This window comes from Streptomyces sp. enrichment culture, from assembly GCF_964273145.1.
Lineage (GTDB): Bacteria > Actinomycetota > Actinomycetes > Streptomycetales > Streptomycetaceae > Streptomyces.
Genome location: NZ_OZ186873.1, coordinates 3,377,347 through 3,390,841, shown reverse-complemented (window position 1 = coordinate 3,390,841; position 13,495 = coordinate 3,377,347). Strand labels below are relative to the sequence as shown.

The window sequence follows — 13,495 nt, the reverse complement described above, 5'->3', positions numbered from 1 at the left end:
CACGCCCGACCAGGCGCACGGCCGGGCGCACGGCCGGGCGCCCGGTCAGGGCCGCCTCAGCGACGCAGATCACCGCACACCTGACTACAGTGCGGCAGGAGATGCGGGTAGTCTCGGACGGACTGGGTAAGTTACCGCTTAGTAATCACTACGCCGTCAGCACGACCCCGTCATCGCCATCACCGCCATCACCGCGATCACCTCGCAGAACCGCCTCGCAGGCCCGAGGAGCCCCCATGCAACTCGCCGCGATCATCGTGTCGCTGGTCCTGACCGTGGTCGGCGTGGCGCTGCTCGCGCGCGCCATCGGCCAGTTCGTCCGGTATTTCAGACTGGGCCAGCCCGTACCCGCCGGCACCCGCACCGACAACCCCTACCAGCGCAGCGTGACGCTGGTACGGGAGTTCCTCGGCCACACCCGGATGAACCGGTGGGGCATCGTCGGCATCGCCCACTGGTTCGTGGCCATCGGCTTCCTGACGCTGCCGCCGACCATCGTCACCGCCTACGGCCAGCTCTTCCAGGCCGACTGGACGCTCCCGGTCCTCGGCGGCTTCCTGCCGTACGAGCTGTACATCGAGTTCATCAGCGCGATGACCACCCTGGGCATCCTCGTGCTGATCGTCATCCGGCTGCTGAGCCTGCCCTCGCGGCCGGGCCGCAAGTCGCGCTTCGCGGGCTCGAAGATGGGCCAGGCGTACTTCGTCGAGTACGTCATCCTCACCATCGGCCTGGCGATCTACGTGCTGCGCGGCCTGGAAGGCGCCCTGCACCACGTCGACCACTACGAGGCCGCGTACTTCGCCTCGTACCCGCTGGTCCTCGCCTTCAAGGGCCTGAGCGTGGCGACGCTGCAGAACCTGGTCTACCTCTTCGCCATGATCAAGCTGGGCACGACCATGATCTGGATGATCACGGTCTCGCTCAACACGGACATGGGCGTGGCCTGGCACCGGTTCCTGGCCTTCCCGAACATCTGGTTCAAGCGCAACGCGGACGGCTCCACGGCCCTCGGCGCGCTCCCGCCCATGACGAGCGGCGGCAAGCCGATCGACTTCACCGACCCGGGCGAGGACGACGTCTTCGGCGTCTCCCAGGTCGAGCAGTTCTCCTGGAAGGGCCTGCTGGACTTCTCCACCTGCACCGAGTGCGGCCGCTGCCAGTCGCAGTGCCCGGCCTGGAACACCGGCAAGCCGCTCTCCCCCAAGCTGCTGATCATGTCCCTGCGCGACCACGCGCACGCCAAGGCCCCCTACCTGCTGGCCGGCGGCGGCAAGACGATGGAGGGCGAGGAGAAGGCGTCCCAGGAGCAGCTGAGGGACGTGCCCGCGTCCGCGCTGGCCGAGGCCGAGCGCCCGCTGGTGGGCACACTGGAGGAGAACGGCGTCATCGACCCGGACGTGCTGTGGTCCTGCACCACCTGCGGCGCCTGCGTCGAGCAGTGCCCCGTCGACATCGAGCACGTCGACCACATCGTCGACATGCGCCGCTACCAGGTGATGATCGAGTCGGCGTTCCCGTCCGAGGCGGGCACGATGCTCAAGAACCTGGAGAAGAAGGGCAACCCCTGGGGCCTGGCGAAGAAGCAGCGCCTGGAGTGGACCAAGGAGGTCGACTTCGAGGTCCCGGTCGTCGGCCGGGACATCGAGGACCTGTCCGAGGTCGAGTACCTGTACTGGGTCGGCTGCGCCGGCGCCCTGGAGGACCGCGCCAAGAAGACCACCAAGGCCTTCGCCGAGCTGCTGCACATCGCGGGCGTGAAGTTCGCGATCATGGGCGGCGACGAGAAGTGCACCGGCGACTCCGCCCGCCGCCTGGGCAACGAGCCCCTGTTCCAGGAGCTCGGCATGGAGAACGTCATGGCGCTGAACGCGGCGTTCGGCGAGGAGACGGACGACGAGGGCAAGGTGACGCCGCAGTCGCGGAAGCCGAAGTCGGCGAAGAAGATCGTCGCCACCTGCCCGCACTGCCTCAACACGCTGGGCAACGAGTACCCGCAGCTCGGCGGCGACTACGAGGTCATCCACCACACCCAGCTGCTCCAGCACCTGGTCGACGAGGGCCGGCTGATCCCGGTGACCCCGGTCGAGGGCATCATCACCTACCACGACCCGTGCTACCTGGGCCGCCACAACAAGATCTACACGCCCCCGCGCGAGATCATCGGCCGTGTCCCGGGCCTGCGCAACGAGGAGATGCACCGCCACAAGGAGCGCGGCTTCTGCTGCGGCGCCGGCGGCGCCCGGATGTGGATGGAGGAGCGCATCGGCAAGCGCATCAACAACGAGCGCGTCGACGAGGCCCTCTCCCTGAACCCGGACATCGTCTCCACCGCCTGCCCGTTCTGCCTGGTGATGCTGACCGACTCGGTCAACGGCAAGAAGAACGACGGCAAGGCCAAGGAGTCCGTCCAGGTCGTCGACGTCGCCCAGCTGCTGCTGGACTCCGTCAAGACGCCCGCCCCCGACGAGGACGAGCCCCCCGCCGGCTCGGCGGACTCCGCCGACGCGCCGGAGTCCGAGCCGGTGAAGTAACCGGCACCCGGTCTCTCCGGGCGGACCTCCGGCACCCCCGGGCCCGTGTTCCGACGGGCCCGGGGGTGTCTCCGCATCCCGGACGGGTGCATGATTGCCGGTGCTGCCGGTGCTGCCGGTGCTGCCGGCACCGACGGCGCCATGGGCGCGGATGGGGTGGGCGATGCGCGTGCGGAGAATGCGAAGAAGTGCGACGGGAGCGGCGTGGCTCGGCTGCCTGCTGCTGATCGCCGCCTGCGGCTCCGCCGCCCCGGGCGCCGGGGAGGCGGACGGCGCCGCGCCCGCGCGGGCCGCCCGGACCCCGGCCCCCCTGCCGGTCCCGCGCGGCAAGGGCAGCGAGACCCCCGACGACTTCAACGGCGACGGCCACCGCGACCTCGTCCTCACCACCCTCGTCAAGGAGCAGAGCCACGCCGACGACCCCGGCATCGGCGTCGTCTACGGCTCGTCCCGGGGACTCGTCCCGGGTGCCCGCCAGTTGCTCACCCCGGAGGGGAACGCGGCCCGCACGGACGGCCGGCTGCCCGCCGTCTTCGACGCCGAGGCGAGCTGCGACCTCGACGGCGACGGCTTCACCGACCTGGTGGTCTCCACCGACCCGCCCTACGACGGCCAGGGCATGCCCCCGGTCCCGCTCCAGCTCCTCTTCGGCTCCCCCGAGGGCCTCACCGGCCGGGCCGTCCAGCTCGCCGTACCCGCCCGCGCCCGGCTCGGCAACGACTGGCCCGACCAGCCGGTGTGCGGGGACTTCGACGGCGACGGCGCCCAGGACCTGGTGCTGCACGCCTCCGGCGGCCACCTCAGCCACCTGCGGGGCCCCTTCACCCGCCGCGGCGCCCCGCGCGCCGCCGGCGCCCCGCTCGCGGCACCGGGCGAGGTGCCCACGGGCCCGGCCGCCGACGTGAACCGGGACGGCTACGACGACCTGGTGGTCCGTACGGCGGAGGGGTCCGGCCCGTCGGCCGTGGTCCTCGGCGGCCCGGGCGGCCCGTCCCGCACGGGTGTGGCCCTGCCCCCCGGCACCGACGTCGCCCTGGGCGACTTCGGCCGCGGCAAGGCCCTGGACGCGGCCGTGGCGGCCCCCGGCGGCACCGCCCTGCGCCACGACCTGCCCACCCCCACCCGCGCCTCCCTCGCCGTCCCCGGCACCCTCCTCGACACCGCCGACCTCGACGGCGACGGCCTGAGCGACCTGGTCGTCACCGGCGACGAGGGCGGCCCGCGCGTCGTCCGCGGCCGCGCGGCGGGCCCGGTGGCCGCCGACGCGGTCACCGTGCCCGCGCCCGCCCCCGGCACCACGCGCGTGCTGGCCGCCGCCGACTTCGACGGCGACGGGCGGGCGGACCTCGTGCTGCGGACGTACCGCGGGGAGACGGAGGACACCGTCACCGTCCACCCCGGACGGCCCGGGGGACCGCCGGCGGCGGACCCGGCGGTCACCTTCTCCACCTCCGCGTTCCTCCCCCGCTGACGTCCGCCGGCGCCCCCTGGGGGAGATGCCGGCGCGCCCCGTAGGGGATGTCACAGCTCGGCCCCAATGCCCGGTCCGGAAGGCCGGGTCCGGCACGTCACCCGCCGGGACCAGGTACGTTCGAAGACGTGGCTGGATTCAGGATCGGACGCGGCCGGGACAACGGCGCTCCTCAGACGCGACCGCAACACCCCCCGCACGGACAGCAGACGCCGCAGGGACCGTCGTACGGCTATCCCCCGGCGCCGCAGCCGTACCCGCAGCAGCCGCCGTCCTACGGCGGCCCCGGGGCTCCGGGCGCTCCCGGCAGCCCCTGGCCGCAGGCGAACGGCGGCGGCTACGGCGGAGGCCAGGAGGAGCCGGAGTACCTCGGCGACGGCGGCGCCCACCCGCCGGGCCCGGCCGGCCCCCACAGCCCGTACGGTGCCGCCCCGGCCGCCCCGCAGGCCCCGTACGCCGCCAACAACCCGGGCCACACCCAGGCGTTCCCGATCGGCGAGGACCCCTACACCCAGGGCGAGACCTACCGCGCGGGCTCCGCGGCCCCCCCGCCCGGCCCGATCGGCCCGCGCCTGCCCTGGAAGGAGCTGCTGAAGGGCATCGTCACCGCCCCCGACCAGACCTTCCTGCGCATGCGGGACTACACCGTGTGGGGCCCCGCCCTCGCCGTCACCTTCCTCTACGGCCTGCTGGCGGTCTTCGGCTTCGACGGCGCCCGCGAGGACGCGATCAACGCGACCCTGTCGAACGCCATCCCGATCGTCCTGACGACGGCCGTCGCGATGGTCCTGAGCGCCCTCGTCCTGGGCGTGGTCACGCACACCCTGGCCCGCCAGCTCGGCGGTGACGGCGCCTGGCAGCCCACGGTGGGCCTGTCCATGCTGATCATGTCCCTCACGGACGCGCCCCGCCTGATCGTGGCGATGTTCCTCGGCGGCGACGCGCCCTTCGTCCAGATCCTCGGCTGGGCCACCTGGGTGGCGGGCGGCGTCCTGCTGACCCTCATGGTCCGCCGCTCCCACGACCTGCCCTGGCCCAAGGCGCTCGGTTCCTGCGCGATCCAGCTGATCGCCCTGTTGTCGATCGTGAAACTGGGTACGTTCTAGTCTCGACGGCCATGTGAAGAGGCCCCCCGGCGCGTCACGCGCCGGGGGGCCTTCCGTCTGCTCCGCGTCCTGGGCCGTCAGGCGTCCAGCACCTGGCCGGAACGCCGGACGACGGGCGGCTGGACGGACCACGGGAAGTTGATCCAGTCGTCGGTGCGCTTCCAGACGTACTCGCACTTCACCAACGAGTGGGACTTCTCGTAGATCACCGCGCTGCGCACCTCGGCCACGGTGTCGAGGCAGAATTCGCGCACCAGCTTCAGCGTCTTGCCGGTGTCGGCGACGTCGTCGGCGATCAGGACCTTCTTGTCGGAGAAGTCGATGGCGTTGGGCACCGGCGCCAGCATGACCGGCATCTCCAGCGTCGTACCGACCCCGGTGTAGAACTCCACGTTCACCAGGTGGATGTTCTTGCAGTCCAGGGCGTAGGCGAGCCCGCCGGCGACGAAGACGCCGCCCCGGGCGATGGAGAGCACGATGTCGGGCTCGTACCCGTCGTCGGCGACGGCCTGCGCGAGCTCCCGGACGGCGACGCCGAACTGCTCGTAGCTCAGATTCTCCCGTACGTCACTCATTACCTGCGTCCTGCCTGCGTCGTCGCTGCGTCCAGGTTGCTCATACCTGGGTCCGGTGGAAGTTGATGAAGGACCGGGAGGCGGTCGGCCCCCGCTGTCCCTGGTAACGCGACCCGTACCGCTCGCTCCCGTACGGGTGCGCGGCCGGCGAACTGAGCCGGAACATGCACAGCTGGCCGATCTTCATGCCCGGCCACAGCTTGATCGGCAGGGTGGCGAGATTGGACAGCTCCAAGGTCACGTGCCCCGAGAACCCGGGGTCGATGAACCCGGCGGTGGAGTGGGTGACGAGCCCGAGCCGCCCGAGGGAGCTCTTCCCCTCCAGTCGCGAGGCGAGGTCGTCGGGCAGCGTGATGACCTCGTACGTACTGGCCAGCACGAACTCACCGGGGTGCAGGATGAACGGTTCGTCACCCTCCGGCTCGACGAGCCGCGTGAGGTCCGCCTGCTCGACGGACGGGTCGATGTGCGGGTAGCGGTGGTTCTCGAACACCCGGAAGTAACGGTCCAGGCGCACGTCGATGCTGGACGGCTGCACCATGGAGTCGTCGTAGGGATCGATCCGCACCCGCCCGGCATCGATCTCGGCCCGGATGTCCACGTCTGAGAGAAGCACGCCCCGAGGATACGCAAAGCGCGCGGAGCAGCCACAATCGTGACCTCTCCGCGCGCTCGGACGATCTTTGCGATCGCGCTGCCGCTAGTGCTTCATCTCCAAACTCACCGGCACGACACTGCGCAGCCGCGCGCAGCGCGGGCAGCGGACGAGCCGCCCGGGGCCGAGTCGCTCGGCCTGCTGCATCGGGAACGAAGCAGTGCTGAAAACGTGCCCATCGGCACAGCGGACGACGGTGCGCTCCATCAAGTCCTGAAGTCCCTTCCCCAAGAGCCGCGTCTGGCTTGCTGCCCTGACGACAAAAGCCACACTACGGGATCAAAGGGACGACTCTCCAGGCGGCACTCCGCCCTTCACCGAACCCTTGTCCGGGAGCCATCCGAGGCCCTCCACCGGGCCCTCCCCGGACCCTCTTCGACTCCGCGGACCCCTCCACCGTACGCCCCAACTCCGGTCGCCCGCAGCCGGATCGCCCCACCCGGAAACGCGCTCAGGCCCCACGGTGCGACCACCGGGGGCCTGGGATGTTGTACAGTAGGCGAGCGTCCCGACACCGGTTCCAACCGGCGTCTTACGCGGGTGTAGTTTAATGGTAGAACATCAGCTTCCCAAGCTGAGAGCGCGAGTTCGATTCTCGTCACCCGCTCCATGAAGAAGGCCCAGGTCAGAGACCTGGGCCTTCCTGTTGTGCTCGGTGATCACTCGCCGCGTGCCAGATCCGTGCCAGAACGTCTCTCGGCGGCCTTCCGCGCAGCTGCGGCCCGAGCCTTCCGGACGGTCGCGTCGAGGCCGGCGGCGACCTCTCCCCGGCTCTCCTCGTCGGAGGGCCGGTAGATCAGCGTTCCCTTCCCGCCGGCGAGGAGGAGGCCGTCCGGCCCCGGTCCGGCGCGGTCCTCCACGTGCCGCCGGAGATCCGGGCGGGGGAATGCGGGAAGGATCACAGTCCGGTTCCGGTCCCGGTGTCGTCCTGGGCCCGCTGCCCCTCCACCGTCGTCCCGGGCAGAGCCGAACGGACGCGGCTCAGGGTGCCGGGGTCGTTCGCATGGTGGCGCGCTCCACCTGGGCGCCATGGGCCGCGTCCGCTCCACGGTGTGGGGGTCGACGGCGGACGGGAAGGGAGCCGGGAGGAGCGGTGGGCCGGGGAAGGGCGGTGCAGCCATGGCGGACGAGTCGAGGCGTCCCCTTGTCGATCTTCGTCGGGGCGAGGTCCGATGACCGACCGCGAGGGCCCGGCAAGTCCTACGGTTCCACCGCCGAGTTCACGGGCCTCGCTTGGTAAGTGCCTTGCCCGGGTGGCCCCTTGAGGATTGGATGGTCGTACACGTCAGGAGCATCGATCATGATCCTTCCGAAGGTCCGGGACCCGCGTTTCGTGACGATCCGCCGCGGCGGGACCCTCACCGATCCGGACCACCACCTCCTCGCCCTCTGGGCGGCGGACTGCGCGGAGCACGTCCTCCACCTCTTCGAGTCGGCTCGGCCCGAGGACCCGCGGCCGCGCCGGGCGATCGAGCACGCCCGCGCCTGGGCGCGCGGTGAGGTCAGGATGATGCAGGCCCGCGCGGCGGGCGGCCATGCCATGGGCGCGGCCAGGGACCTGCGTGGCGCGGCACGGCATGCCGCCTACGCCGCCGGCCAGGCCGCGGTCGTCGCACACGTCGCCGCCCACGAGCTCGGCGCGGCCGCCTATGCGATCAAGGCCGCACGCGCTGCCGCGCCGAAGGGCGGGAGCGAGGCCGCGGGGCGACTCGAGTGCCGGTGGCAGCGCGACCGGCTCCCGGAGGCGATCCGCGAGCTCGTGCTCGACGACCAGCGGTTGCGGAACGACATCTGCTGGTCGGTGTTCGACTGCTGAGCGCGCGCCGGGGCACCGGCGGGGTTGGAGGGCGCGGTCCGCTCCCGCGGTGGTGCGTTAACGTCCGTCGGCATGAGGAGAGTCGGGGTGGGCGTCCGGTTGAGCGCTGTCGTGGTCGTTTCGGGGTTGCTCCTGTTGGGGTTGCCCGCGCTGTACTTCCTGACCGTCTACGGCTGCGGCGAGGAGGAGGACCGGCTCGCCGGGGTGATGGCCGGCGAGAGGGTGCTGGACGCGGTTCCGGAAGGGGCGGGCCGCGGGGACCGCTACCGCGAATGCGATGACGACGACCGCTTCGTGGTCGTGGGGACGCGGTACCGGTACGGCGGTTCGCCGGAGAACGCCTCGCGGCACTACGCGGAGGCCGCCCGGGCCGGCGGCTGGCGGCCGCGGACCACGGCCGGGGGCGAGACGGTGCCCGGTTGTTTCACCAAGCGGGTGGGGGGCACGACCGCCTACCTCGACGCGGGGGAACCGGAGGGCGGTTTCGTCCAGGTGGAGATCGTCGCGGACCGCGCGGGCTCCCGGTGGTGCTGAACGACGGCCACGGCCGGGTCACCGGTGGTACGCCGCGAGCCCGGCGGGCGGCCGGGGCGCGGTGGGCGGAGGGCCACCGCGCCCACCGGGTGGGAGCCTTCGGCCGCCCGGTTTCCGGCCGGTGGCCGCGAGACCGTCCCGGTCGGCGTCCGCGCCCCACGGCCGCCCCGGTGACGGCGGGGCGGACTCAGCCGCCGGGGATCCGCCCCCGGCGCGGCATCTGGGGCGACTTCGCGGCCTCGGCCTCCGCCTTGGCGTCGCTCACCGCGGCGGCGGCCTGCCTCCCGGCCTCGTCGGCGACGGTGGCGGCGTCGAGGGAAGCCGGCGAACCCGCACCGAGCTGTGGAACCGGGTTCTCACCCGGCCCGCCGTCACCGTCGGCGGCGGCTGTCTCCCCCGGGCGCACGGGGTGGGAAAGGTCCGGCGCCGCCTGGTCGCCGAACGCCCGGGTGACGGTCCGGACCGCCTCGGTCAGCTCCCCCGGGATCACCCAGAACGTGTTGTTGTCGCTGCTCGCCAGGTGCGGGAGCGTCTCGAGGTACTTGTAGGCCAGGACCTTCGGGTCGGCGTTGTTGCGGTGGACGGCCTGGAAGACGAGCTCCACCGCCTTGGCCTCGCCGTCCGCCCGCAGGACCATGGCTTGCTGCGCGCCCTGTGCCTCCAGGATGTCCTTCTGCTTCGTGCCCTCCGCGGTGAGGATCTTGGCCTGCCGCTCCCCCTCGGCGTGCAGGATGGCCGCGCGCTTGTCGCGCTCGGCCCGCATCTGCTTCTCCATCGCCTCCTTGATGGTGTGCGGTGGGTCGATGGCCTTGATCTCGACGCGGTTGACCCTGATGCCCCACTTGCCGGTGGCGTCGTCGAGGACGGCGCGGAGCCGCGAGTTGATCTCCTCACGCGAGGTGAGCGTCTCCTCCAGGTCCATGCTGCCGATGACGTTGCGCAGCGTGGTCACGGTGAGCTGGTCGATCGCCTGGAGGTAGTCGGCGACCTCGTAGGCCGCCGCCCGCGGGTCCGTGATCTGGTAGTAGAGCACGGTGTCGATGTTCACCACGAGGTTGTCCTCGGTGATCACCGGCCTGGGGTCGGACGAGTAGACCTGCTCGCGCACGTCGAGCTTGGTGTTGATGCGGTCCGCCACGGGCAGGACCAGGTTCAGGCCAGGTTGCAGCGTCCGGCGGTACCGGCCGAACCGCTCGATGTTGTAGCGGCGCGCCTGCGGGACGATCCGCACGGTGGAGGCCACGAGGAAGACGACGACGAGGGCCGCCACGAGGATGGGGACGACAACCGGATCCACAGTGCCTCCGTTGCTCTGTGCTCAGCCGTTCACGGAAGGAGTTCGCGGGGGTGGACGACGGCCGTGGCGCCTTCGATCTCCATGACGTCCACCAGCGCTCCCACCGGGATCACGAGGCTCTCGTCGAGGGCGCGGGCGGACCACTCCTCGCCGGAGAGCTTGACCAGGCCGCGGGTGGCGGTGACCTCCTGCACGACCTCGGCCCGCTTGCCGATCAGCGCGTCACTGCCCTCGCGGGTGAGGGGTCCCTGCGCCATGTGCCGCAGCGCGATGGGCCGGACGACGAGCAGGCCCGCCGCCGCTGCCACCCCGAGGGCCACGAGCTGGCCGAAGAGGCCGACGCCCACGCCGGCGACCACGGCGGCGACCAGCGCGGCACCCGCCAGCAGTCCGAAGACCAGGGTCAGGGTGAGGAACTCCGCGGCACCCAGCGCCGCGGCGGCGAACAACCATACGAACCACGGCATGGAATCGCCCTCCTTGCAGGGGGCCTTCTCCACCAAGCTACCTCCGGGAGCACCGGGGGGACAGACGCGGCGGCCGTCGCTTCCGTTCGTCGAGCGGCTTGCCCCGGCCGGCGGTGGCGGCCGGGACAGCCGAACGGATGCCGTGACCGGGGCGGGGAGCGCCGATCCGGTTCTCGTCGTCCGTCCCCGGACGAGGCCCGGGTCACCGGCTCGGGCCCTCCCGGCCGTCCGGCCCGCGCGCGTGAGCCGGGCGGGTGACGCCCGGCCGGTGCGGGGCGGGGGCCACGTGGCCGGTGCGGGGCGGGGGCCACGTGGCCGGTGCGGGGCGGGGTCCGCGTGGCCGGCGACCGGCTCCGCGCGTGAGCGGGGCGCCTCGTGCCCGTCCGGTGGTCCTCTGGTCCTCTGGTCCTCAGGAGCCGGCTCCGTCCGGTGGCCCGTCGTCGTTCAGCACCGGGGCGCTGCGCACCAGGCGCAGTGCCGTCGTCAGGAGGAGGCCGCCGGCGACGTTGCCCAGGACCGCCCAGGCCAGCCACACCAGCCAGTCCGCGTAGCCGTACGCCGTCCTGCCGGTGTGCAGGCCGGCGAAGGCGATCAGGGAGTCCAGGATCGAGTGCCACAGTGCGAACCCGGCCAGGACGAAGGCGGCGACGACCGATGCGGTGATCTTCCCGAGCATGGAGTCGGTGCCGTGGTGCATGCGGGTCATGAGCGTGATGACGCTGCCGCCCAGCACGGTCAGGCAGAAGGTGCTCAGCGTGTATCCCCCGTTGACGAAGTGCGCGCCCGCCGTGGCCGCGGTGGAGTGCAGTTCGGGGAAGGCCCGCATGACGATCCAGGTGAAGAGCCAGCCGCCGATCAGGTTCATCACGAGGACCGTCGCCCACATCCGCGCCAGGTCGAGCCAGGTGGCCGCGCCGGCGATCACGGTGACGACGGGCACCAGGAAGCCCTCCGTGAACAGTTCGCTGTGACCGAGCAGCAGGGCGATGAGCCCCACGGAGAAGGCCAGTCCGGCCAGCAGTTCGCTGCCGGTCTCGTGCCGCACGAACAGCAGCGCCATGATGCCGACACCCACGTCGATGCCGCCGAGCAGTGCGGTGGCCACCAGCGACGTCCAGGTGCGGTGCAGCCGCGGCCGGCCCTCGGCCACGATGCGTTCCGCGGCCTGGGCGACTCGTCGCTCCCCGGGGCCCCGCATGGTCTGGTCGTCCGGCTGCATGGTGGTTCCTCCGGCCCCGCGTGGTCGCGGGAGCGTGTCGTCGGCCGCGTCGCGGAAACGTTCCGGATGAATCCTCGGGGAAGCCGCCCCCGGATTCCGTCACCCACGCCGTTCCACCGGTCCGGTTCCCGGGGGACCGGGGACGGACGTGCCGCGGCCGGCGGAGCGCCGTTCCCGCGGGGTGGCGCGACAGCCGGGGCGGCGGGACCCGGGAGGAGCGCGGCGCCGCCTCCCACCCGCGGTCTTCGCCAGGGGGGCGCCCGTTCGCACCAAGCGTGCTGGCACCCGGCCCCGCGGCGGGTGAGGGTTGACACGGGCGCTGTTCGACGGCGCCGCCGATTCGTCCCCTGCAAAGGAGTCCGGTACTCATGTCCGAACGCAACACCCTCCTGCGAAGTCTGCACGACGTGGGGCTGGCAGCGTGGTTCGGCGGTTCCCTGATGGGTGCCGTCGGCCTCAACGGCGCGGCCCGGTCCGAAGGCGGGTCACAGACGGCCACCGCCCGGTTCTCCTCGTCCGGCTGGGCGAAGTGGACGCCGGTCAACGCCGTGGCCATCGGCATCCACCTGTTCGGCAGCGGTGGCATGCTGGCCGCGGACGCCCCCCGTGTCGCGAGCCAGCGGGGCGCGGCCGGCGCCACGCTCGCCAAGACCGTCGTCACCGGTGCGGCCCTGGCCGTCACCGCCTACTCCCGCGTCCTCGGCAAGCAGCTGGAGCTGGCCTCCTCCGACGACCCCGAGGACGTCGAGAAGGCGGCCAGGCACCCCGTCGACACCGACAAGGTCCAGCGCCGCCTCTCCTACGCGCAGTGGGCGGTCCCGGCGCTGACCGGCTGCCTGGTGGTGCTCACCTCCCTCCACGGTGAACAGCAGCGCTACGCCGGGCACAGCCAGAACGGCATGTGGCAGCGGGCCCGCTCGATGACGGCTCACATGCCGTCGGCCGCCGACTGGCGCTTCATGCACTGAGCGAGGGGGGAACGGTGGACGCGCGGCCGGCCGCATCCGGCACCCAGCCGCGCGCACGGACGGGGCGGTCGGTGACGGGGCTCGGCGGGCGGGGCCGGCCGCCTCGTCGTGGAAGGTGACGCGGCGGACTCGGGCCGGGCGGTCCGGGGCCGCCAGGGTGCCGGCGGGGCCCCCGAACGGGCAGCCGGCGCTTCCCGGCCCGGGCACCCGCGCCGCGCGTACGGAAACTCCGTGCACGCCGCCTCGGAACGGCACAGGGCGACGGGGGGTGTCCACGTCCCCGCGGGGACCGCGGGTTCCTGCGGGGACGCGGGGTGTCCCGGCCGCGCACCCGAACGGGTGCCGGTCACATCCGTACGCGGTGGGGCCCGGCGGGCACCGGCCGACCCGTGACGCGGCCGAACCGGAAGGGGCGGCCGTCCCGCCGCGCGTCCGGAGGGCGGACCGGTCCCGAGGGGGCCGCCGTGGCAGGGGCCGGTTCCGGCGTGCCCCGCCCGAGCCGTCCGCGGGCACGGGACGACGCCGGCTCCACGAGGCGCGAGCGGACATCCCGGCGTGCCCGGCCCGTCCGCGGGCGCGGGACGACGCCGGTTCCGCGAGGCGCGAGCGGACATCCCGGCGCTCTCCCGCGCGGCGTCGGGCCCCGGGCACGGTCCGCTCGGCGAGCCGGCGGCAGGCGGCCACTTCCGGCAGTGCCTGCTGCGGCGGCCGGTGGTTCCGGGAGCGCCCCCGGGGGCCGGGATCCCACCTGTGAGCAGGCCGGCTACAACCCTCGCCGCCCATCGCGAGTCGAAGACGCTGCGGCGGCACGAGGGGCCGGACACGGTCAACCGGGACGCAGCCGATGGCATAC

11 protein-coding genes and 1 tRNA gene are annotated in these 13,495 nt (G+C 72.6%); 7 read left to right on the top strand and 5 right to left on the bottom strand.

Features of this window, described 5'->3' with window-relative positions; genetic code table 11:
• The first annotated feature begins 236 nt into the window (after positions 1 to 236).
• The 3 genes from ACSU6Z_RS15280 to ACSU6Z_RS15270 all read left to right on the top strand — a co-directional run bounded on the left by ACSU6Z_RS15280 (position 237) and on the right by ACSU6Z_RS15270 (position 5,111).
• Positions 237 to 2,534, top strand: coding sequence for a (Fe-S)-binding protein (locus ACSU6Z_RS15280; protein ID WP_437046109.1), 2,298 nt, complete (start codon positions 237 to 239; stop codon positions 2,532 to 2,534).
• A 178-nt stretch (positions 2,535 to 2,712) separates the two neighbouring features.
• Complete coding sequence (locus ACSU6Z_RS15275) at positions 2,713 to 4,005, top strand: FG-GAP repeat domain-containing protein (protein WP_437046107.1); 1,293 nt, start codon at positions 2,713 to 2,715, stop codon at positions 4,003 to 4,005.
• Between the two features lie 47 nt (positions 4,006 to 4,052).
• Positions 4,053 to 5,111 carry a Yip1 family protein gene (locus tag ACSU6Z_RS15270; RefSeq protein ID WP_437046105.1) on the top strand — a complete coding sequence of 353 codons (1,059 nt, stop codon included), beginning with the start codon at positions 4,053 to 4,055 and terminating at the stop codon, positions 5,109 to 5,111.
• Positions 5,112 to 5,188: 77 nt separating this feature from the next.
• Here ACSU6Z_RS15270 and ACSU6Z_RS15265 read toward each other — a convergent pair whose 3' ends face one another.
• Together ACSU6Z_RS15265 and dcd are read right to left on the bottom strand one after the other, a co-directional pair.
• Positions 5,189 to 5,686, bottom strand: coding sequence for a phosphoribosyltransferase (locus tag ACSU6Z_RS15265; RefSeq protein ID WP_437017780.1), 498 nt, complete (start codon positions 5,684 to 5,686; stop codon positions 5,189 to 5,191).
• Between the two features lie 40 nt (positions 5,687 to 5,726).
• Complete coding sequence (gene dcd / locus ACSU6Z_RS15260; RefSeq protein ID WP_437017781.1) at positions 5,727 to 6,302, bottom strand: dCTP deaminase; 576 nt, start codon at positions 6,300 to 6,302, stop codon at positions 5,727 to 5,729.
• Positions 6,303 to 6,877: 575 nt separating this feature from the next.
• Here dcd and ACSU6Z_RS15255 point away from each other — a divergent pair.
• The 3 genes from ACSU6Z_RS15255 (at position 6,878) to ACSU6Z_RS15245 (ending at position 8,691) form a co-directional block, all read left to right on the top strand.
• Positions 6,878 to 6,951, top strand: a tRNA-Gly gene (locus ACSU6Z_RS15255).
• 690 nt (positions 6,952 to 7,641) lie between these two features.
• A complete protein-coding gene (locus tag ACSU6Z_RS15250) occupies positions 7,642 to 8,157 on the top strand; it encodes a putative immunity protein (RefSeq protein WP_437046103.1) in 516 nt (171 codons plus the stop codon).
• 72 nt (positions 8,158 to 8,229) lie between these two features.
• On the top strand, positions 8,230 to 8,691 hold the full coding sequence (locus ACSU6Z_RS15245; protein WP_437046102.1) for a hypothetical protein: 462 nt from the start codon (positions 8,230 to 8,232) through the stop codon (positions 8,689 to 8,691).
• A gap of 187 nt (positions 8,692 to 8,878) precedes the next feature.
• Here ACSU6Z_RS15245 and ACSU6Z_RS15240 read toward each other — a convergent pair whose 3' ends face one another.
• The 3 genes from ACSU6Z_RS15240 to ACSU6Z_RS15230 all read right to left on the bottom strand — a co-directional run bounded on the left by ACSU6Z_RS15240 (position 8,879) and on the right by ACSU6Z_RS15230 (position 11,674).
• Positions 8,879 to 9,988, bottom strand: coding sequence for an SPFH domain-containing protein (locus ACSU6Z_RS15240; protein ID WP_437046100.1), 1,110 nt, complete (start codon positions 9,986 to 9,988; stop codon positions 8,879 to 8,881).
• A 29-nt stretch (positions 9,989 to 10,017) separates the two neighbouring features.
• The gene (locus ACSU6Z_RS15235) at positions 10,018 to 10,455 is read right to left on the bottom strand and encodes an NfeD family protein (RefSeq protein WP_437046098.1); all 438 of its coding nucleotides are present in this window, start codon (positions 10,453 to 10,455) and stop codon (positions 10,018 to 10,020) included.
• Between the two features lie 409 nt (positions 10,456 to 10,864).
• Positions 10,865 to 11,674: a formate/nitrite transporter family protein gene (locus ACSU6Z_RS15230; RefSeq protein ID WP_437046097.1), complete on the bottom strand. Its 810-nt coding sequence runs from the start codon at positions 11,672 to 11,674 to the stop codon at positions 10,865 to 10,867.
• A gap of 368 nt (positions 11,675 to 12,042) precedes the next feature.
• On the opposite strand from ACSU6Z_RS15230, the gene ACSU6Z_RS15225 reads away from it, so the two are divergent.
• Complete coding sequence (locus ACSU6Z_RS15225) at positions 12,043 to 12,642, top strand: hypothetical protein (RefSeq protein WP_437046095.1); 600 nt, start codon at positions 12,043 to 12,045, stop codon at positions 12,640 to 12,642.
• Positions 12,643 to 13,495 lie beyond the last annotated feature (853 nt).

Excerpts from the sequence above, each read along its gene's own strand:
- ACSU6Z_RS15280 (WP_437046109.1), top strand. The coding sequence starts at position 237 with ATGCAACTCGCCGCGATCATCGTGTCGCTGGTCCTGACCGTGGTCGGC.
- ACSU6Z_RS15275 (WP_437046107.1), top strand. The coding sequence starts at position 2,713 with ATGCGAAGAAGTGCGACGGGAGCGGCGTGGCTCGGCTGCCTGCTGCTG.
- ACSU6Z_RS15270 (WP_437046105.1), top strand. The coding sequence starts at position 4,053 with ATGTCACAGCTCGGCCCCAATGCCCGGTCCGGAAGGCCGGGTCCGGCA.
- ACSU6Z_RS15265 (WP_437017780.1), bottom strand. The coding sequence starts at position 5,686 with ATGAGTGACGTACGGGAGAATCTGAGCTACGAGCAGTTCGGCGTCGCC.
- ACSU6Z_RS15250 (WP_437046103.1), top strand. The coding sequence starts at position 7,642 with ATGATCCTTCCGAAGGTCCGGGACCCGCGTTTCGTGACGATCCGCCGC.
- ACSU6Z_RS15245 (WP_437046102.1), top strand. The coding sequence starts at position 8,230 with ATGAGGAGAGTCGGGGTGGGCGTCCGGTTGAGCGCTGTCGTGGTCGTT.
- ACSU6Z_RS15235 (WP_437046098.1), bottom strand. The coding sequence starts at position 10,455 with ATGCCGTGGTTCGTATGGTTGTTCGCCGCCGCGGCGCTGGGTGCCGCG.
- ACSU6Z_RS15230 (WP_437046097.1), bottom strand. The coding sequence starts at position 11,674 with ATGCAGCCGGACGACCAGACCATGCGGGGCCCCGGGGAGCGACGAGTC.
- ACSU6Z_RS15225 (WP_437046095.1), top strand. The coding sequence starts at position 12,043 with ATGTCCGAACGCAACACCCTCCTGCGAAGTCTGCACGACGTGGGGCTG.